This window comes from Streptomyces sp. NPDC051940 (assembly GCF_040680895.1).
GTDB lineage: Bacteria > Actinomycetota > Actinomycetes > Streptomycetales > Streptomycetaceae > Streptomyces.
Genome location: NZ_JBFAXR010000050.1, coordinates 37,446 through 56,922, shown reverse-complemented (window position 1 = coordinate 56,922; position 19,477 = coordinate 37,446). Strand labels below are relative to the sequence as shown.

The window sequence follows — 19,477 nt, the reverse complement described above, 5'->3', positions numbered from 1 at the left end:
TCCAGACGGCTCTCGCCGAGGGCCGCGCCCGCGTCCAGCGGGATCACGTACTCGTGGTCGTCCAGCCGCATCCGGGTGAAGGCCGCGTACTCCCGGCCCTCGGCCGCGGTCACGCCGGTGACCTGCAGTCCGCTGCCGGTGCCCGTGTACGACACCCGGTCGCCCGTCACCAGCGTGACGGTGTGCTGCCCGGGCGTCCCCGGCGCGGCGGCGACGGTCGTACCGCCGTCGTCGCCCGGTTGTCCGGCCTGCGCCGGCAGCACGCCGGCTGCCAGTGCGGCCGCGACCACGGCGACCAGCGCCGAAGTCCGTATCCGACTCATCCCCATCCCTCTCACCTGACGCACCGGCCGCACGGGCGCGGTGCTGCCTCAACGGTGGGATCCATTGGGTCAGTCGGGGGTCGGGGCCCGCCAGGCCGGTGACCTGGCGGGAACCCGCACTGGCACTAATCCGCCGCCGGGGCCTCCCCGTTGCTGTCCCGGGCCGCCGCGTCCGCCGAGTGGTCCGGCCAGACGCCGATGTGGTCGGACTCCAGCTCCAGCAGCACCCGGTGCCGGATGTCCAGGGAGTCGGTGTACGAACGGGGCAGCTGCAGGCGGCCGGAGCGGTCCACGACCGAGTACTCGCGGGCCACCACCGACTCCTGGCCGTGCTCGTCGACCTCGGTACGGCGCAGCACCTCGGACGCGGTGCGGCCGTCGCGGATCGCGACCGTGCGGCGTACCTCGGCGGCCACCGCGTGGTCGTGGGTGACGATCACGATGGTCGTGCCGAGCTGCTCGTTGGCGGTACGGAAGGCCGCGAAGATCTGCTCGGCCGTCGCCGAGTCCAGCTCACCGGTGGGCTCGTCGGCCAGCACCAGCGACGGGTCGTTGGCCAGCGCCACGGCGATCGCGACCCGCTGCTGCTGGCCGCCGGAGAGCGCGGTGGGACGGCGGTCGCGGCACTCGGCGAGCCCCATCAGGTCCAGCAGCTCCGCCGCCCGGTCCATGCGCAGCCGGCGGCGGCTGCGGCCGCCGGAGAGCTGCATGGGGAGCATGACGTTCTGCTGGGCGGTCAGATACGGCAGCAGGTTGCGGGCGGTCTGCTGCCAGACGAAGCCCACGGTCTGCCGGCGGTAGCGCAGCCGCTCCCGGGCGTCCATGGTGAGCAGGTTGTGGCCCGCCACGGTCGCCTGGCCCGCGGTCGGCACGTCCAGGCCCGCGAGGATGTTCAGCAGGGTCGACTTGCCGCTGCCGGAGGCGCCGACGAGGGCCATCAGCTCGCCCTCCGCGACCAGCAGGTCCAGCCCCTGCAGGGCCTGCACCTCGACTCCGTCGGTGGAGAAGATCCGGACCACCTGGTCGCAGGCGATCATGGCGTCGTGGCCGAACTCCGGCTCCTCGCCCTGCGCGTTCGCCCGGGCCTCCAGCTCGGCCAGTGTCGTCGTCTGGGTCACCTGCAACTTCCTTTCCGAACGCCGCGAACAGTGCGGTGGAGCGCCACCCGTCGTGCTGTGTCTGTCATTCCCGGTCCCCCGCCTTCAGCTCCTCCGTGGCCCGCTTGCGCCAGCCCCACCACGCCTGGAACACCACCGCGGCCATGGCCAGCGCCGGCACCGTCAGCGACGGGACCAGCAGCGACACCGTGTCCGCGTGCAGCCGTACCGGCGCGTCCGAGGGCCGGTGCAGCGCCGTGGCCATGGCGCCCAGGTCCAGGCCCGGGCCCACCAGCCGGATCGCGACCACGCTCAGCGCCAGCCCCACCGCGGCGCCCGCCAGCAGCTGCGGCAGCGCCTCCAGGACCAGCAGCCGGCGGCCGTGCGCGGGGCCGAGGCCCATCGTCCGCAGCCGGGCCAGCAGCGCCTTGCGCTCCGGCGCCGCCTGCAGCAGCGACAGCACCACGGCGAGGACCGCGAACCCGGCGGCCGCGAACGCGCCCCCGATGTAGAGCCGTTCGGCGCCGCTCTGCAGCTCCGACCGGCCGAGCCTGGCCCGCGCCTCCGTACGGGTGTCCACCGCGGCCGCCGGGGCGAGCTTCTGCACCGCCTTGCGCAGGGCGCCGCCGTCGACGCCGCTGCCGGAGGCGAGCAGCAGGTTCGGCTCGAGGTCGGGCAGTTCGGCGTACTCCGGATAGGCGTTGGCGAGCATGTCCGCCGCCACGAGGACGAAGGAACCGCCCGGCGCGGCCGGGGTCCGGTCCAGCACACCCACCGGTTTGATCTTCAGATTGCCGAAGGACGGCTCCACTCCGAAGGTCTGCGGATCGGTGTCGGAGCCGGGGTCGGAGCTCAGCTTCAACGCCTCGGCGATGTCCGGGCTGACCAGCGCGTGCAGCTCCACGTCGGCGAACTCCGCACGCGTCCGCCCCGCGGAGTGCGCCCCGATGCCCACTTCCTTGCTGAGCCGCGCGTACTGCTCGCGGTCGGCGATCACCAGCGTGACCGAGAAGGGGGCCTCGGTGACCGCCAGCCCGTGCTCGATGCGCACGGAGGCCACGGTGCGTACTCCGGGCGTGCGCTTCAGCTGCTGCGCCACGGCCGGCGGCAGGAGCGAGCCCTGGCCGTCGATGCTGGCCTCCGCCCCGATCTCCCGCAGCGCCGCGTGCGTACGCGCCTGCTCCACCCCGCTGATGACGGAACCGCCGAACGAGGCGGTGGACAGCGCCACCAGCAGCGCCAGCAGCGGCAGCGCGGACGCCGCGTGGGTCCGGCCTGCGCGCGCCAGCGACAGGAAGCCGATGGCGCCGCGCCGACGCGCGGCGGGCTTGGCCGCCAGCCGCATCGGCAGCGGGTACAGCCGCATGAACAGCGAGGCGGCGATGAGCGCCGCCAGCACCGGCGCCGCGGTGATCAGCAGGTCGACGTCGCCGGTGTCGGTGCCGCGGCGGCGCACCGCCGCGATCGCGCCCACCGCCACCACCAGCAGGGTCAGTTCGACGACCGTCCGCCGCCGGGAGGGCTTCGCCAGCACCAGGTCCTGCCGGGTGCCCGCCCGCAGCGTGCGCAGCGCGGCCACGGCCCGCAGGGGCAGCGCGAGCGTGGCGACCACCGCCACCCCGCCGGCGCAGACCAGCGCCTGGTCCAGCCGTCCGTCGGGCGCCATGAGCAGCGCCACGCCCAGGCCGAGCCCCGCCGCGGGAATCGACACGGTTCCGGTCTCCGCGGCCAGCCGCGCCGCCACCGCCTTCAGCGAACCGCCGCGGGCACGCAGCAGCCGCAGCTCCGCGTCCCGTCGTACGGCGGCCAGCCCGCCGGCCATCACCAGCACCACCAGCGCCGCCGTCGCCACGCCGAACGCGGTGACCGCGACGACGGGGGTGATCGCGTCGCGCAGGGTGAGGTATTCGGCGAACAGGGCCGGCAGCCCCGACGTGACCTGGAGGCCGCCCTGGATCTGCCCGCGCAGTTCAGCGAGCCCCGGCCCGTCCTGGAGCCACTCCAGCTGCTCCAGCGCCGGATCCACGTCGCGGGCGCCGAACTGCTCGGTGCTGAGCGGCAGCTGCCAGTACGCGCTGGGTTCGGGGGTGTTGTACGTCACTCCCAGATCGGAGCCGAACTCCCGGAAGACCGTGGGTCCGTTCTCCGGGGAGAGCAGCAGGGCCGCCTTCCACACGGACGGCACCGGGCCGGGCCCGGGCGGCGCGGGCAGCGCACCCAGCCGGGGCTTGGCGAGCAGCTCGTCGACCTTCCAGAAGTCCGAGCGCGGGTCCTTCGGCGCGACGATGCCGGTGATCTCCACGGGCAGGTCGGCCATACCCGGACCGCCGACGAAGGCGGCCTTCCGCCGCAGATGGAGCACGGAGCCGACGTGCAGCTTCAGCGTCCTGGCGGTGGCCTCGGTGATCGCGGCCCTGAGCTTCGGCGGAGCCGCGTCGGTTCCCTCGTCACGTTCGTCCGGCGGCAGCTCTCCGGACACCAGCCGCACGTGGTCGGCGAGTTTCGCCCGCGCGTCCAGCTGCAGCAGCGGATCCTTGCCGTCCGGGCGCGGCAGCCCCGGGTCGCTCGCCGGCCAGTACGGGGCGGTGCGCACGCCGAACGAGACCGCCGCCGGGTCGGTGCGCAGCGGATCGCGGGTCAGGTCCCGGATGATCCTCGTGCGGTTCTCCATGATCAGCGGCGCGAGACCGCTGTTCTCGCCCATCGGGTCCATGTCGAACTGGCGGTCGAAGCTGAAGGTGAGGGTGCGGTCGTCCGCAGGCGCGGCGTCCACGGTCTCCCGTACGGCCCGGTCCTGGCCGGAACTGACCGCCAGCGGCAGCAGCGCGGCCAGGAACGCCGTCACGAGGACCAGCAGGCCGAGCGCCAGCGCCGCGCCCGGCGCGGTACGCAGCCGGATCCGGGTCCAGCCCCCCATGTCACTCACCCCCCAGGCGCAGCGCGGTCGCCGTGTCGGCGCGGCGCAGCGCGACCACCGCGGTGGTCAGCACCGGCAGCACCACCACCGCGCCCAGCATCAGCCCCAGCGTGTGCCAGGGCAGTTCGACCAGCACCGGTGGACTGGGTTTGGCCGCGGCGCCGGTGAGGGTGATGAGCGGGATCACGGTACGGCTCAGCACCGTACCGAGCGCCAGCCCGGCGGTCATGCCCGTCACGATCAGCACGGTCTGCTCGGCCGCGAACATCCGGGCGAGCTGCCGCTGCGGCGCGCCGAGCGCGCGCAGCACCGCGAACTCCGCCGTGCGCTCGCGGATCGAGGCCGCGGCGCCGACCGCGAACCCCATCGCCGCGAGCAGCGCCGCCACCACGGCCGTGGCGGCCAGGGCGGCCTGCGGGCCGGCGCCCAGCGGGTCGGTGCTGAGCTGCTCGCTCAGCTCGTCGCGAACCAGGATCTGGGCGGGGTTGCTGTACGGCTTGTCGCGCAGGAACTCGACGGCCCGCCCGGTCTGGCCGGGCGCCGTGCGCAGCCACCACTCGTTGCTCTGCAGCGGCGCGGCGCCGGCCGCCACCAGCGTGCGGCTGGCGGTCAGGAAGTCGACCAGCACACCGCCGCCGCCCTGCACCGTGGGGCCGTTGGCGGACGCCGAGCCGAGGTCGGTGGTCGGCAGGGCCCGTACCGAATCGACGATCTTCGCCTCCACGTTGACACCGCCCAGCGTCAGGCTCACCTTCGACCCGACCTTGGCGCCGGTCGACTCGAGGTAGGCGTCCGAGGCGATCGCGGTCAGCGCTGGGCCCGGGGGCTGGTCGACGGAGACCCGGAAAGCCGCCCCCGGCTGCTGGCCCCAGCCCATCGGCTGGGCGCTGCCGGAGTCGAAGGCGAACCGCATCGGGACATCGGCGGTCCCCTCGACGTTCCGCACGACCTTGGGCTCCTCGACGATCATGTCGGTGTCGGGGAGCTCAGCCCTGCCCTGCCAGCGGAAGCCGTCCCCCGGACGCACCGGCGTACGCGCGCCCTGGCCGACCGCGCTGATCCCGGAGACGACCACCGCGTGCTGCGCCCGGTCCGGATTGACGTCGAAGTAGAAGGTCGCGCCCGTCATGCGCAGCGGCTCCGCGGGCTTGCCGTCCGCGCCCGCGTCGTGGGCCAGGTCGACGGTCAGCGTGTGGTCGCGGCCGTCCGGCGGCAGCGCGCCGGCGTTGAGCTCGTACGGCACGCCGTAGCGGTCCTCGAAGAACACCGTGACGTAGTCCGGGGCGTTCTCAGGCAGGTAGAAGCCCTCCTGCTTCCACTTGTCGAGGTTCTGGCCGGAGACGTCCAGCTTCGCCGTCAGCTCCAGCTGCTCCGTGCCCTTCGGGAGTACCAGGCCCGCGCCCTTGGGGCTGCCCTTCGGGGTGAGTTCGCGCAGCAGCGCGCCGGCCGGCTTGCCGGAGAGGTCGCCGCGCAGCAGCATGCCGTCACCCACCGAGCGGGTGTCCAGGGCCAGGATGTCGGCCGACTTGCCGTTGCTCAGCGAGGCCAGGAAGCGGGCCGCGGGGGCCGCCGACTCGACGCCGGGCGCCGAGGAGTACGCGCCGCCCTGGCCGAGCGCCGGCAGGCTGCTGCCGGTCACGCGGATGTCGGTGCCGGCCTGGTGGGCGGCCTGGTCGCGCTGCGAGCGCTCCCACGAGGCGCCCTGCGCGATGGCCAGCATCCCCATCGCGACCGCCAGCACCAGCAGCAGCACCGGGCCCGCCCCGCGCAGCGGACGCCGCGACAACTGCCAGCCGGCCAGCGCCGCGGGCAGGCCCTTCCCGGCGGCCGCCCGCCGCTCCGCGAGCTTCGCCGTGGGCGGCAGCAGGCGCAGCGTCAGCACCGTACCGGCCAGCAGCGCCAGCGCCGGGGCCGCCACCAGCACCGGGTCGACGCCCAGGGAGCCCTCCGTGTCGGCGGTCAGGGCGCCGCCGGAGGTCTGGCGGTCCAGCTGCCAGTACGCCACCGCCGCGATGACCAGCAGGCCCACGTCGGCGCCGGCGCGCAGCGGCGCGGGCAGCGGCTTGGCGCGCGCCCGGGCCATCAGCGTGCCCTGGGTGGCGGCGCGCCACGCGGCCGGGGCGGTCACCGCGAGCGCGCAGCCCACCGCCGTACCGATGCCGGCCAGCCACACCGCTCGCGTCAGCCCGGTGTCGGGGTGCAGTCCGGCGCGGGCCAGCGGGCCGCTGCCGGACAGCAGCCGGATCAGCGGTCCGGCCAGCAGCGGCGCGGCGATCGCGGCGGGCAGCACCAGCATCAGCGCCTCCGCCCCCGCCAGCCAGCCGACCCGGCCGCGGGAGCCGCCGCGGGCGCGCAGCAGCTCGTTCTCGTCGCGGCGTTCGTCGCTGAGGAGCCGCGCGACGAGCAGCAGAGCGTAACCGGCGAGCAGGATCAGCTGCAGCGCCACGATCAGCAGGGTCGAGCGGTTGACCAGCAGCGCCCGGTCCGCGCGCCGCAGCAGGTCCGGCAGGCTGGTGGTGGCCGAGGCCTGGCCGTGCAGCGCCTTGATCGCCATCAGGTCCTTGGAGCCGCGGCTCGCGGCGGCGGACAGCTGGTCCAGCCGGCTCGCGCGTACGTCGCTGTAGTCGGCGCGCAGCAGCCAGTTGCCCTTGTCGACCTTCTGGCCGCCCGCGGTGAACGCCGTCGGGTCGGTCAGGACCGGGCCGTACGTCGTGAACGCCAGGGTGCGGGCGCCCCGGCCGCCGGTGACGTCGTCGAGCATCCAGTACGGGTCGCTCGGGTCCTTCGGGCTGTACAGGCCGTCGATGCGGACGCGGACGGAGGTGCCGCCGCTGCGGGCCTTCAGGGTGAGCTCGTCGCCGAGCTTCAGCTTCAGGGTGGCCGCGGCGTTCTTCGGCAGGGCCCCGCTCAGCACCTGCCCGCCCCCGGTGGTCGGCGCGGGCCAGGAGCCGGCGGTGATCTTCAGCCGGGAGCGGTCCATCACCGCCAGGTACGTCAGGTCCGGGTCCGTGCCGCTGCGGGCCGCCGGGGCCTGCAGGCTGCGGGGGAGGGCGAACGGGCCGCTGCGCGACAGCTCCTGCACGTCCGTCGGCAGCCCGTCGAACACCTTGCGCGACAGGTCCTTCACGGCCCCGTCGGCCTCCTGCCGGCGCTGCTCGTCGATGCTGGGCGCGCGCAGCACGATCGCGGCGTCGGACGCCGCGCTGTACTGCAGCGCGTGCCGCAGGCCGGCGTCGCCGACCGTCCCCGAAAACGATGTCAGGGCCGCGAGCACGGCAGTGGTGAGCAGGACCGTGAGCACGGCTGCGGCGAGCAGCAGCCGGTGCGCACGTACCCGAAGAAAGACAAAGCCGGGCACACAAACCCCCGTTGTTCGTGAGTGCACCCCCCGGTGCGTGAGCCCGAGCATGGCAGACAGCGCTTGTCGGCGAACAGCGCACTACCCAGGACCGGAATACATTCGTGACCACGTCGTCTACCGGTCGGAGACCCTCCGGGGGGTGCGGTTGGGCCGGCGCCTGCGGTGCGCTTCGGCGCTTCGCGTCTCAGTCCTCAGACGCCGGACGGGCTGGATCCGGTACCTGTCCGCTGCCGCTCGGACGCACTACCCGGCAGCGCCGTCCGCACCGGCTGTCGCAGGGCCGCCCGGTGACCGCGTCCTTCATCGCCGTACAGGAAACACCGGCTGCCCCGCGCCGGGACGGCACACGCATCCCCTACGCCTCCGCCGCCCGCATCTGTTCCGCCGGTGTCCGCGTGCTCCACCAGACCTGGGTGAGCACCACCAGCGTCACCAGCGCCGTCACCGACACTGCCGGGAGGGCCAGGGCCGTGGGGTCGGGGTGGAGGCGGGTGGGGGCCAGGGCGGGGGAGGCCGATTCGGGGTGGAGGGCCGAGGCCATGGCCTCCAGGCCGATGCGGGTCGAGAGGAGGCGGATCGCCGCCACCGCTAGGACCGTGCCCGCCGCCCCCGCCAGCACCAGCTGCGGCAGCGCCTCCAGCAGCAGCAGTCGGCGACGGGCGGCGGGCGCCAGCCCCATCGTGCCCAGCCGCGCCATCAGCGCCCGCCGCTCGGGGCCCGCCTGGACCAGCGACAACACCACCGCCAGCACCGCGAAGCCGGTGCCGGCCACGACCGCCGTGCGGTACAGGCGCTCCGCGCCCGTCTGCAGCGGATGGTCGCGCAGACCCTCGCGGGCCGCCGACCGCATCCGTACCTCCATGGGCACCGGGGACGACGCCATCGCCGACCGCAGCGCGCCCGCGCGCACCCCAGGCCCCGCGACGTACACCGAGGTCGGCCGGGTCTCCGGCTTGCCCACCGTGGCGGGGTGGTGGCGGGCCATCACGCCCGCGTCCACCACCACGAACGAACCGCCCGTCCAGCCCGGCGTGGCCTCACGCACCAGCACCGGCCGCAGCGTCAGCTCCCCGTGCGGGGCGTCGAGGGTGAACGTCCGGCCGTCGACCGCCTCCGCCACGGCGGGCGAGATGAGCGCGGCCATCGGCTCCCGGACCCCGCGGTCGTGCAACTCCCCGGCGGGGAACGCCCCGAGCCCCAGCCGCTCGCTCAGCTCCGCGTACTGACGGGAGTCGGCGACGATCAGCGTCACGCCCTCGCCGCCGGCCAACTGCAGCCACGGCTGCCGGTACACGGCCACCGCGATGTCCACCCCGGGCACCCGTCCGACCCGGTCGGCGGCCTCGTCCGGGAGCGGTTTGGGTACGTCGTCGCGGATCCCGCGGTTGTCCAGCGCCGTCTGCCCGGGCAGCACCGGGGAGACGACCGCGTCGGCCCCCACCTGCAGCAGGGCCAGCCGGTCGCGCGCCTCGCCGACACCGGCCAGCACCGAACCGCCGAACGCCGCCGTGCTCACGGCGATCAGCACCGCCAGCAGCGGCAGCACCGCCGCCTGCGGCGAACGCCCGGCCCGGGCCAGCGCCAGGAACCCGACGATCCCCCGGCGGGCGGCCGCGGGCAGCGCCGCCGCCCGCAGCGGAATCGGATACAGCCGTACGCACACCAGCGCCAGCACCATCCCGGCCACCACCGGTGCCGCGCTGACCAGCGGATCCACCCCGGCCGACGTGCCGCGCCGGTACAGGGCCGCCAGCGCGCCCACCGCCAGCGCCACGCCGGTCGCCTCGAAGACGATCCGCCGCGCCGACGGCCGCAGCGTCACGAGGTCCGTCCGCCGCTGGGCCTGCACCGGCGGCCGCAGCGCCGCCCAGGCCCGCGCCGGCACCACCAGCACCGCCGCCACCGCGACGGCGGCGGCCGCCGCCAGCGCCGGGGCGAGCGTGCCGGACGGCACCGCCAGCACCGCCGCCGCGAACCCGGCGGCGGCCGCCGGCACCGCGACCACGGCGCCCTCCGCGGCCAGCCGCCGCGTCACCGCCGGGAGCGAACCCCCGCGCGCCCGCAGCAGCACCAGCTCCCCGCGCCGCCGCGCCCACGCCAGCGAGCCGACCATCAGCAGCACCACGGCCGCCACGGTGACCAGCGCGTACGCGGCGACCAGCACGACCGGCGTGACGGCCGCGCGCAGGTCCACGTAACCCTCCAGCAGCTGCGGCAGCTTGGAGTCCGCCGCGAATCCCTGCCCGCCGGCCTCCGCCAGCACCGGGGGACCGGCCGGCGACTGCAGGAAGGTCACCCGGTCCAGCAGCGCGCCCGCGTCGGCGCCGGTCAGCCGGGAGGTGTCGAGGGGGTAGTTGTAGTACGTCGTGGGGGCGACCCGGGCGCGCGACCACAGCGCGTCCACCGCGGCGGCGCTGCCCTCGTCGAGCATCAGCCCGGAGGCCCAGTACCACTGCTGTCCGCCGGCCACCAGCACCGGGCGCGTCACCTGCCGGGGCGCCTGCAGCAGCGGATCGACGCCCCAGTAGGCGTCGTCGCGGTCGCGGGGTTCGACCAGGCCCGTGATGTGTACGGCGACGGGGGCGCCGAAGGCCCGCATCTGCTCGTAGTGGGCGTCGTTGAACGACAGGGTCGCGGGGTCGACGTTCGCCGGCCGCAGCCGCTGCGCGTGCACCACCGAACCGGTGTGCAGCCCCAGGGTCTTGGCGGTGGCCGGCGTGACCACCGCCTCCAGCCGCGTGACCTTGTCGAGGGCGGTGCCGGCCGCCGGCGGACCGGGCAGCCGGCCCTCGAGCACCCGGGCGTGCGCGGTGAGCCCGGAGCGGGCGTCGAGCTGCACGGTCGGGTCGAGGATGCCGGGGCGGGGGAGACCGGGGTCGGAGAGGCGTACGTCGGGGGCGGTGCGCACGCCGTACGACTGGGTCGACGCGTCGATGCGCAGCGGGGCGCGCAGCAGGGCCGCCAGCTTCCCCCGGCGCTCGGCCAGTTGCTCCGGGCCGAGGGCCGCGGCGCGGTCGGCGGGCAGCTCCGTGAAGTCCGTCTGGCGCTCGACGCGCAGCGTGGCGTCGGCGGGGCGGGCGTCCACGATCTGGCGGCGCAGGCCGCGGTCCTCGTAGCCGGCGACCGCGCGCGGGAATGCGGCGGCGAGCGCCGCCGTCACCGCGACGAGCAGCCCGAGCACCACCGCCGCGCCCGGCATCGCCGCCAGTCGTACGGAGACCCAGAGCCCGGACATCCCCCGTCTGGCCAACCTGCCACCCTCCCCGGATCGGACAGCTCGCTCGAACAGCCCGATCGTGACAGAGCGGTACACAGCCCCGGCAGCCGTCGGCGACGGCCGCAACGCATTCGTGATCCGCGGGGTCAGCCCGGGGTGTTCACCATGGACGCGGCGGCGTACACCAGGTAGTCCCACAGCTGCTGCTCGTGCACGGGGTCGAGCTCCAGGTCGTCCACGGCGGTGCGCATGTGCCTCAGCCAGGCGTCGTGGGCCTCCTTGTCCACGGCGAACGGGGCGTGGCGCATCCGCAGGCGGGGGTGCCCGCGGTTCTCGCTGTACGTGCGGGGGCCGCCCCAGTACTGCATCAGGAAGAGCGTCAGCCGCTCCTCGGCGGGCCCGAGGTCCTCCTCGGGATACATCGGCCGCAGCACGGGGTCCTCGGCGACGCCCTCGTAGAACCTGTGCACGAGCCGGCGGAAGGTCCCCTCCCCGCCGACCTGCTCATAAAAGCTGATCTCCTGCGTCTCGCTCACACCCCCATGCTCTCACCCCCTGGGAGGAGGACCCGGGCCCTAGGTCCCGTTCCCGGGGCTCCGCCCCGGACCCCGTCGGGGGAGGGGGTGGTGGCAGGTGTGTGGCGGGATGGGTCTCGGCCCCGGCCCCGGCCGGGCGGCGGGGGTGAGTGGGGTTCGGCCCTCGGGCCGGGCTGCGGGGGTGAGTGGGGTTCGGCCCTCGGGCCGGGCTACGGGGGTGAGTGGGCTTCGGCCCTCGGGCCGGGCGGCGGGGGTGAGTGGGCTTCGGCCCTCGGGCCGGGCTGCGGGGGGTGAGGGCGAGCGGGGCCTGGCCCGACGGGGCGGCGGTGCTGAAGGTGCGTGGGGCGACCACAGCAAGCGCAGCCACGCACAAGCGCCGGCCACGGTGCCCCTGCGGACCGGCGCTCGGGCGGGTGGGCGGGTGCACAACTCCGCGCCGAAGGCGCGGAGGGCCGGCGCGGACCGCAGGCCGGCGGCGTAGGGCGACCACCGCGGGGCGCGGACCGCAGGCCGACGGCGTGGGGCGACCACCGCGGGGCGCGGGCCGCGGGCCGGCCGTGGGGCGACCACCACGGCCGCAGGCCGCCCGCGCGACGCCGGGAGTCGCAAAGGGCGCCGTCCCGCAGGACCCTGGAGGCATGGGAATCGGGACCGAGGCGCACGCCGACCCCTTCGCGGCGCAGGCCGCCGTCGCACGGGCGCGGATGGTGCGGGGGATCCGGGCCGGCGGCGGGCTGACCGACCCCGCGTGGCGGCGCGCGTTCGAGGACGTACCGCGGCATCTGTTCGTGCCGTACTACTACGTGGGCGGCCTCGGCGGCTACGAGCGGCTGTGGCGCGAGGACCCCGACCCCGCGCGGCGGGCGCAGTGGCTGGAGGGCGCGTACTCCGACGGCCCGCTCGCGACCCGGGTGCGCGACGGCGAGCTGATCTCGTCCAGCAGCCAGCCGTCGCTGATGGCCTGGATGCTCCAGGACCTGGAGGTCGAGGACGGCCACCGCGTGCTGGAGATCGGCGCCGGCACGGGCTACAACGCCGCGCTGCTGTGCCACCGCCTCGGCGACGCCCTCGTCACGACCGTGGACCTCTACCCCGAGATCACCGAGGCCGCCCGCAACCACCTCGACCGCGCGGGCCACCACCCCGCGGTCGTCACCGGGGACGGCGCCCGCGGCTGCCCGTCCCGCGCGCCGTACGACCGCGTCATCGCGACCTGCAAACTGAACCGGGTGCCGCAGGCGTGGCTCGACCAGTGCGCCCCGGGCGCGGTGGTCCTCGCCCCGCTGGCGACGGGCCTGATCCGGCTGCGGGTCACGACGCCGGGCGAGGGCTCCGGCCGCTTCCTGCCGACGCCGGCGTTCTTCGTCCCGCTGCGCGGCGGGGAGGAGGAGCCGGAGATCGACACCCGGGACCTGCCGCGCCGCGCGCTGCGCTCGGACGCGTTCCGCTTCCTGCTCGCGCTGACGGCGGGGACGCTCACGCCCCGCGCGGCGTACGACGTCTGGGAGTCGGCCGGCCACCCGGAGCGGGAACGGTTCGGGCTGACGGTGCGCGGCGACGGGCAACGGGTGTGGCTGGACACGCCGGAGGCGGAGCTGTGACCCGGCCCGGGGGCGGTGCCCCGCGGCGGACCCTCAGCCCCGCTGCAGCCGGATCGTCGTCCAGGCCCCGACGTGCACCCGGTCGCCCTCGCGCAGCGGCACCGGGACGAACGGCTGGATCGGGTCCGCGCCGCCGTTGATCGTCGTACCGTTCGTCGAGTTCTGGTCGACGACCGCCCACGAACCGTCGGGCTGCTCCACCAGCACCGCGTGGTTGTGCGAGACCCCCGGGTCCTCCGGCGGGCGGGAGAGGTCGATGTGGGGCGACTCGCCCGTCGACTGCCGGCGGCGGCCGATCGACATCTGCGGGCCCTGCAGCGGGATCTTCTGCTCCGGGGAGTACGCCGGGAGGTTCAGCCCGGACGCCTCGGGCCCGCTGCGGGACATCATGGACGTGAAGTACTCGCGGTCCGGCGCGACCACCGCGACCCACCCGGTCGGCGCCGGCCCGTACGGATCGTGGCCGACCGGCCCGGGCGCATAGGGGTCGGAGCCCTGGGCGTACGGATCGGCGCCCTGCGCGTACGGGTCGGAGCCCGGCGGCGGGGTCAGCAGGAAGTCGCCGGAGGCGCCCGCCCGCGGGTCCTGCTGCGCGGGGAACGTGTGCAGCGGCTCGGCCGGCCGGTTCATCTGCGACGGCCGCGAGGAGGTGTACCCGTCCTGCCGCGGCGGGTACGTCGTGCCCGTCGACCCGCCGCCCATGCCCATGGAGGAGCCGGTGGGGACGTACGTCGTCGGCGAGTGGGTGAGGAAGTTGTAGCGGCACTCCTCGCAGAAGGGCGCCATCGCCTCCCTCGGCGTCCGGCACTGCGGGCACAGTTCGGCGGGCTGCGTCGGCTCGGGCATGCCGCCCGGGTAGCCGTACGAGCCCATGCCGGGACCGGGTGGCGGCGGTGGGGGGACCGGCGCGCCCGGCATCGGCGCGGCCGCACCGGAGGTCATGCGGATACCGCACACCTCGCACCAGTCGTCGGCCGCCGATGTATGGCCGTTCTGGCAGGTCGCCATGGTGGTCGATCCCCCTGTCTCGTCACTGCTTCTTGACGCGTACCGTCTTCGTCGATCGCGTCTCGAGCGTCATCTCGTCGGCTTCCGCGACCTTCGCCTTCAATCGAACAGTACCGCTCGCCGCATCCACCACGTCCACCACCTTTGCCAGCAGTTTGGCGGTGTCCTCGTTGCCGGAGGCAGCCGCGAGCTGGACCGCGCGGCCCAGTTTGGCGGTGGCGCCGTCCATGTCGCCGGCCTTGCGGTCGTCCAGCCCCGCCTGGATGACCTGCGCCAGTTCGGCCTGGCCGGTGTAGTGCGCGACCTGCGGGTTGATCCGGGTGGAGGCCGCCATGTCGTCCGTCCACACGGCCCGGATGAGGCCCTGGGAGAGCGTGGTGACGCTGCCGTCGCCCTGGGGGAGGACCAGGGACACCCGGGCGGCGAGCATCTCCTGGCCGACGCCGGCCGAGGGGACCTCGACGCACACGTGGTAGTCGCGGGACTCGTCGCCCCACGAGCCGGTCGGGTAGTCGCCGGAGCGCGGACCGGACTCGGCGCGCCGGGCGGTGAGCTCCTCCACGGTGGGCGCGACCTGCTTGACGAACTTGATCGTCGAGCCCTGGGGCGTCCACAGCCGCAGGCTGACGTCCGCGACCTCCTTGCCCATCGCGGTCTCCATCATCTGCGTGAAGTCCGCGGCCAGTCCGGCCGGGTCGGCGACGATGTCGGCCGTGCCGAGCAGCGCCGAGGCTATCGAGGTGACCTCCTTGACCTCCCAGTCGGTGCCGACACCGCGGGCGTCGCAGGTGAAGCGGCCCGCGCAGGCGTCGAGCGTGTCGCGCAGGGCCTCCGGGGACTCGTGCTCGTTACGGCCGTCGGTGAGCAGGATGCCGTGCCGGATGGAGACGTCCGCCGAGTTCAGCAGCCGGTCGGCCATCCGCAGCCAGGTGCCGATCGCCGTACCGCCGCCGGCGCTGAGCTTGCGCAGCGCCTCCTTGGCCTGGGCGCGGGTGGCGGGGTCGGCGACCGCGAGCCGGCCGTTGCCCGGGTAGACCTCCTTGGCCAGATGCGTGCCGCCGACCACGGCGAACGCCACACCGTCGCGGACGGTGTCGATCGCGGCGGCCGTGGCGTCGCGGGCGTTGCGCATCTTCGTCGGCGGATAGTCCATGGAGCCGGAGCAGTCGACCATCAGCACCACGGCCGCGTCGGGTCCCGGACCGCCCATCGCGACGCGGGCGGGGTCGGCGGCGGGCAGCGGCATCCCGCCGGTGGTGCCGCCACCGGTCGAGGTCACCGTGACGATCGCGCTGACCTCGTTGCCGCCCTCCGGAAGGTACTCGTTCTGGTACACCTCGACGGAGAACTCCGGCGCGTTCGACTTCGAGAAGTTGGCCATCTATCCCGCTCCCGCAGTTGCTCTCTAGAACTGAAAAAAGATCCAAGTAGACAAAGCGCCGGTCCGGTCGACGGCCCGCAGGCCGCTCCCCGGCGCCGTGCCGGGGAGCCGTGGCCTTCGGGCCGCTCGGGGGGAGGCCCCCCTCGTGTCCTGAACCCCTACCCAGCGGGGAACGGGAGCACGGCCACCGTTACGTTGTCGTGGCCGCCGCCGTCCAGCGCGTGGCCGACCAGGGCCTGCGCGCTGTGCAGCGGTCTGGCGCGGGCGTCGGCCGGGACGACCGCGGCCATCTCCTCGGCGGCCTCCGCGTAGTTCCACAGCCCGTCGGTGCACACCACCACTACACCCGGTCCCTCCGGCTTGAAGGAAGCCGTGTGCGGGTCCAGTTCGTGGGCGTCCGCCCCGAGCCAGCCGGTGATGGCGTGTGCCCGCTGGTCGGCGTACGCGTCGGCCTCCGACATCAGCCCCGCCGCGACCATCTGCGCCGCCCACGAGTCGTCCTCGGTGAGCCGCGCGGCCGGCGCGGTGCGGTCGTCGGGCACCCAGTACGCCCGCGAGTCGCCCACCCAGCCGACGGTGAGGATGCCGCCGGCGATGATCGCGGAGACGCAGGTGCAGGCGGGGGCGTTGGTGTGGCCGACGCGGTTGCTGGGGTCGCCGGCGAGCGCCGCCACGGACCGGGCGGCGGCCAGCAGGGCGTCGTGCATCGCCTGCTGGGGGTGCGTGCCCTGCGCCAGATCGTCCATCAGTGCGGCCCGGGCCGCGACCGAGGCGGCCGCGGACGCCTCGTCGGGGCGGGTCGCGGAGGACACCCCGTCGCACACCACCGCGATCACCGCGAGCGTGCCGTTGGGCAGCCGGGTGGTGTCGATGGCGAAGGCGTCCTCGTTGCGGTGGTGGCGCAGACCGCGGTCGCTGACCGCCGCGACACCTTCCACCTCCCGCTCCATCCGGTCGCGTTCGCGGGGCTGGGCGTGCCCGCAGTTCTCGCAGTAGCCGTCGGCGTCGATGGTGCCCGTACGGCAGGCGACACAGGTCTTCACCTCCGCGACAGTCTCAGCCTCGGACCCGGTGGGCGGGACAGGCGCGCCGAGCGCCGCCCGCGGGTCCGCCCAGCCGTCGCGTGCCGCGGCCGTCAGGGGCTCCGCGATCCGGTAGTGCTCGGGGTCCGTCTCGGGGGCGGCCAGATGGAAGCCGTCGGAGTCGGGCTCCGGGACCGCGGACGCGGGTGCGATACGGAAGCTGTCGGTGGCCGGGGCCTCGTCGTCCGGCGGCGTCGGGCCGCCGTTGGGGGAGGCCGCGGGCGCGGACAGGTTCGTTCCGCACTCCTCGCAGAACAGGAAGTCCGACTCCAGGGGTTCGCCGCAGTTGGGGCACTCGGTGAGCTGCCCTGCCTCGGGGGCCATGTTCAAGGACACCTCTCAGACCCAGGTCCGGGGACGGAAGCGGTTGGCCTGCTCGATCAGCGCGATGCGCTCGTCGCCGCGCTGGGCGAGCCGGGCCAGCGCCCGGTAGGAGCGCTCCAGGCCGAAGCGCAGGCCCTTCTCGTCGACGGGGCTGCCCAGCAGCCCCTCCGCCGGCGAGGGCAGTTGCTGTCCGCCGGAACGCCCCGAGAGTACCCAGTCGAGGGCGCTGCCGAGTACTTCCGTGGAGAGCGTCTCCCGCCGCAGCGGATCGAGCCCGAACTCCCGCAGCTGCTCGACCTGCGTCGCGGACGCCTGCAGATCCGGCAGCAGCGGCTCGTGCGGTCCGCGCTGGCGCAGCCGCGCCCGTACGGCGGCGACCCGGGCGGCCGTGAAGTGGATGGACGACTCGGGCACCGACTCCAGCGCCCGCACCGCCCCGATCCGGTCCGCGGACGCCAGCTTCACCCGTGCCAGGCCGAACGCGGCGCTCACGTACGACGGATCGGTCGCCCACACCAGGCGGTAGTACTCGGCGGCGTTGTCCAGCTGACCCAGCACCTCGGCGCACACGCCCAGCGCCAGCTTCGGCGCGGGCTCGCCCGGGAACGCGTCGTACACGGCGTCGAAGGCGAGCGCCGCGGACTCCCGGTCGCCGGTGGTCAGCGCGGTCAGCCCGCGGTACCAGACCACCCGCCAGTCGTCCGGGTACTCCGACTCCAGTTCGCGCAGCGACTCGGCGGCCGTGAAGTAGTCGCCGTTGTCCAGCCACGCCCGTACCTGGCGCAGCTTCAGCTCCAGCGACGCCACCGGCGCCGCCTGCAGCGCCGCGGAGACCTCGGCGGGCGCCGAGGCCATCAGGCCCGCCAGGAAACCGGCGTTGGGGTCGGCGGCGTCCACCCGCGGCACGGGCAGAGCCAGCGCCGCGGGCCGGCCGTCCAGCGGGAGGGTCGCGGCGATCTGCACGGGCAGCGCCACCTGCGTCGGCGCCGGATGCTGCGGCGCGTGCGGACCGGGGGCGGCCGGCAGCTGCGCCGGGATGGTGGCGGTGAGCTTCGCGGGTGATCCGCCGAGGGCCTTGCGCTCGGCCTTCGTCAGCATCCGCGCCCCCAGCAGCGAGACTCCGCCGCCGGTCGAACCCCGGGCCGTGTCGCCGGGATCGGCGAACAGGCGGGTGTCCACCACCCGGGTCTCGGGCCCGAAGAGCGTCGACAGGGTCGGCCGCGGCCGGCCCGTCTGCAGCGCGACGACCTCGCGCAGCACGCCCGTCAGCTGCTCGGCCATCTCCTCCGCGGAGGCGAAGCGGCGCGCCGGGTCGGGGTCGGTGGCCCGGACGAGGAACCGGTAGAAGGACTCGTACTGCTGGAAGACGTGGATCGAGTCGGGGTCGGGCAGGCTGTCGACGAAGACGTTGGTGTAGCCCTGGAAGTCGAACGTCATCACGGCCAGCGTGCGCGCCACCGTGTACAGGTCGGACGCCACCGACGGGCCGAGCTCCGCGACCTCGGGCGCCTGGTAGCCGATGGTGCCGTAGATGGCCGACTCGTCGTCGTCCATCCGCCGCACCGCGCCCATGTCGATCAGCTTCAGCTGGTCGGCCGTCTGGATGGCGTTGTCGACCTTGAAGTCGCAGTACAGCAGGTTGCGGCTGTGCAGATGGCCGAGGGCGTCCAGCGCCTCCAGCCCGTACGCGCAGGCCACCTCCACCGGCAGCGGATCGCGCTTGCCGTCCACCGTGCGGCGGTCGTTGGCGATCTCCTTCAGCGACTTGCCGCCGACGTACTCCATCACGATGTAGCCGTCGAGGCTGCCCGTGCGCTGGTCGAGGTGCTCGACGAAGTTGTAGATGCGCACGATGTTCGCGTGCTCGATCTCCGCCAGGAAGCGCCGCTCGGAGACCGCCGCCGCCAGCGCGTCCTCGTCACCGGTGTCCAGCAGGCCCTTGAGGACCACCCAGCGGTCGGAGACCGCGCGGTCGATGGCCAGATAGATCCAGCCCAGACCGCCGTGCGCGAGGCAGCCCACGACCTCGTACTGGCCGTGCACCACGTCGCCCTCGCCCAGCTTCGGGACGAAGGAGTACGGGTGGCCGCACTTGGTGCAGAAACCCTCGGTGCGGCCCGGCCGCTCGCCGCGCGCCCGGCCCACCGGGGCGCCGCAGTCGCTGCGGCTGCAGTACCGCTTGCGCTCGGGTACCTGCGGGTTGTCCAGCACCGCGGAGCGCGGGTCGGGGCGGGGCACCTCCGGGACGCTGACCAGGCCGACGCCCAGCTTGCCGCGGCCCGTGGAGGCCGCCGACGTACGGGAGGAGCGCACCGACACCGACCGTGCGGTGGACTCGCCGGTCAGGGCGCGCGAGAGCCGGCCCGAGACCGAGCGCCGCGACGACTTCGAGGAGCTGCGGGAGGAGCGCGAGGAGCGCGACGAGCTGCCGCGGCCCGACGCCGAGGAGGAGCTGCTGCTGGAACCGCGGCGCGCGTTGCCGGTGATCCCGGTGGGCGTGGCGCCGATCATGGCGTCCGGGGAGACGACGGGCGCCAGACCGCACGTGTCGCAGTACAGCTCACCCCCGCCCACGTCCTCGTACGTCCCACCGCAGCCCGGCCGCTGGCAGGAGGTTGCTTCGGTCATGA

10 protein-coding genes and 1 pseudogene are annotated in these 19,477 nt (G+C 74.8%); 1 reads left to right on the top strand and 10 read right to left on the bottom strand.

The window, feature by feature from the left end; all coding sequences use genetic code 11:
- The 6 genes and pseudogenes from AB0M28_RS20605 to AB0M28_RS20580 all read right to left on the bottom strand — a co-directional run.
- A pseudogene (locus tag AB0M28_RS20605) lies at positions 1-323 on the bottom strand (hypothetical protein); the annotation flags it as partial.
- Positions 324-448: 125 nt separating this feature from the next.
- Positions 449-1,441 carry an ABC transporter ATP-binding protein gene (locus AB0M28_RS20600; RefSeq protein ID WP_365406604.1) on the bottom strand — a complete coding sequence of 331 codons (993 nt, stop codon included), beginning with the start codon at positions 1,439-1,441 and terminating at the stop codon, positions 449-451.
- A 64-nt stretch (positions 1,442-1,505) separates the two neighbouring features.
- On the bottom strand, positions 1,506-4,337 hold the full coding sequence (locus AB0M28_RS20595) for an FtsX-like permease family protein (RefSeq protein ID WP_365406602.1): 2,832 nt from the start codon (positions 4,335-4,337) through the stop codon (positions 1,506-1,508).
- A gap of 1 nt (position 4,338) precedes the next feature.
- Complete coding sequence (locus AB0M28_RS20590) at positions 4,339-7,695, bottom strand: ABC transporter permease (RefSeq protein WP_365406599.1); 3,357 nt, start codon at positions 7,693-7,695, stop codon at positions 4,339-4,341.
- A gap of 358 nt (positions 7,696-8,053) precedes the next feature.
- Positions 8,054-10,933, bottom strand: coding sequence for a hypothetical protein (locus tag AB0M28_RS20585; protein ID WP_365406596.1), 2,880 nt, complete (start codon positions 10,931-10,933; stop codon positions 8,054-8,056).
- Between the two features lie 128 nt (positions 10,934-11,061).
- A complete protein-coding gene (locus AB0M28_RS20580; protein ID WP_365406593.1) occupies positions 11,062-11,451 on the bottom strand; it encodes a globin in 390 nt (129 codons plus the stop codon).
- Between the two features lie 638 nt (positions 11,452-12,089).
- Here AB0M28_RS20580 and AB0M28_RS20575 point away from each other — a divergent pair.
- Positions 12,090-13,052 (top strand): methyltransferase domain-containing protein, encoded by a 963-nt coding sequence (locus tag AB0M28_RS20575; protein ID WP_365406590.1) that lies wholly within the window; start codon positions 12,090-12,092, stop codon positions 13,050-13,052.
- Positions 13,053-13,085: 33 nt separating this feature from the next.
- On the opposite strand, the gene AB0M28_RS20570 is transcribed toward AB0M28_RS20575, so the two are convergent.
- From AB0M28_RS20570 to AB0M28_RS20555, 4 genes are all read right to left on the bottom strand, one after another.
- The gene (locus AB0M28_RS20570; RefSeq protein WP_365406587.1) at positions 13,086-14,060 is read right to left on the bottom strand and encodes an FHA domain-containing protein; all 975 of its coding nucleotides are present in this window, start codon (positions 14,058-14,060) and stop codon (positions 13,086-13,088) included.
- A 22-nt stretch (positions 14,061-14,082) separates the two neighbouring features.
- Positions 14,083-15,441 (bottom strand): VWA domain-containing protein, encoded by a 1,359-nt coding sequence (locus AB0M28_RS20565; protein ID WP_365406585.1) that lies wholly within the window; start codon positions 15,439-15,441, stop codon positions 14,083-14,085.
- A gap of 158 nt (positions 15,442-15,599) precedes the next feature.
- On the bottom strand, positions 15,600-16,847 hold the full coding sequence (locus AB0M28_RS20560) for a PP2C family serine/threonine-protein phosphatase (RefSeq protein ID WP_365406582.1): 1,248 nt from the start codon (positions 16,845-16,847) through the stop codon (positions 15,600-15,602).
- Positions 16,848-16,862: 15 nt separating this feature from the next.
- Positions 16,863-19,475, bottom strand: a complete 2,613-nt coding sequence (locus tag AB0M28_RS20555; protein WP_365406579.1) for a tetratricopeptide repeat protein — start codon at positions 19,473-19,475, stop codon at positions 16,863-16,865.
- Between the last annotated feature and the right edge of the window lie 2 nt (positions 19,476-19,477).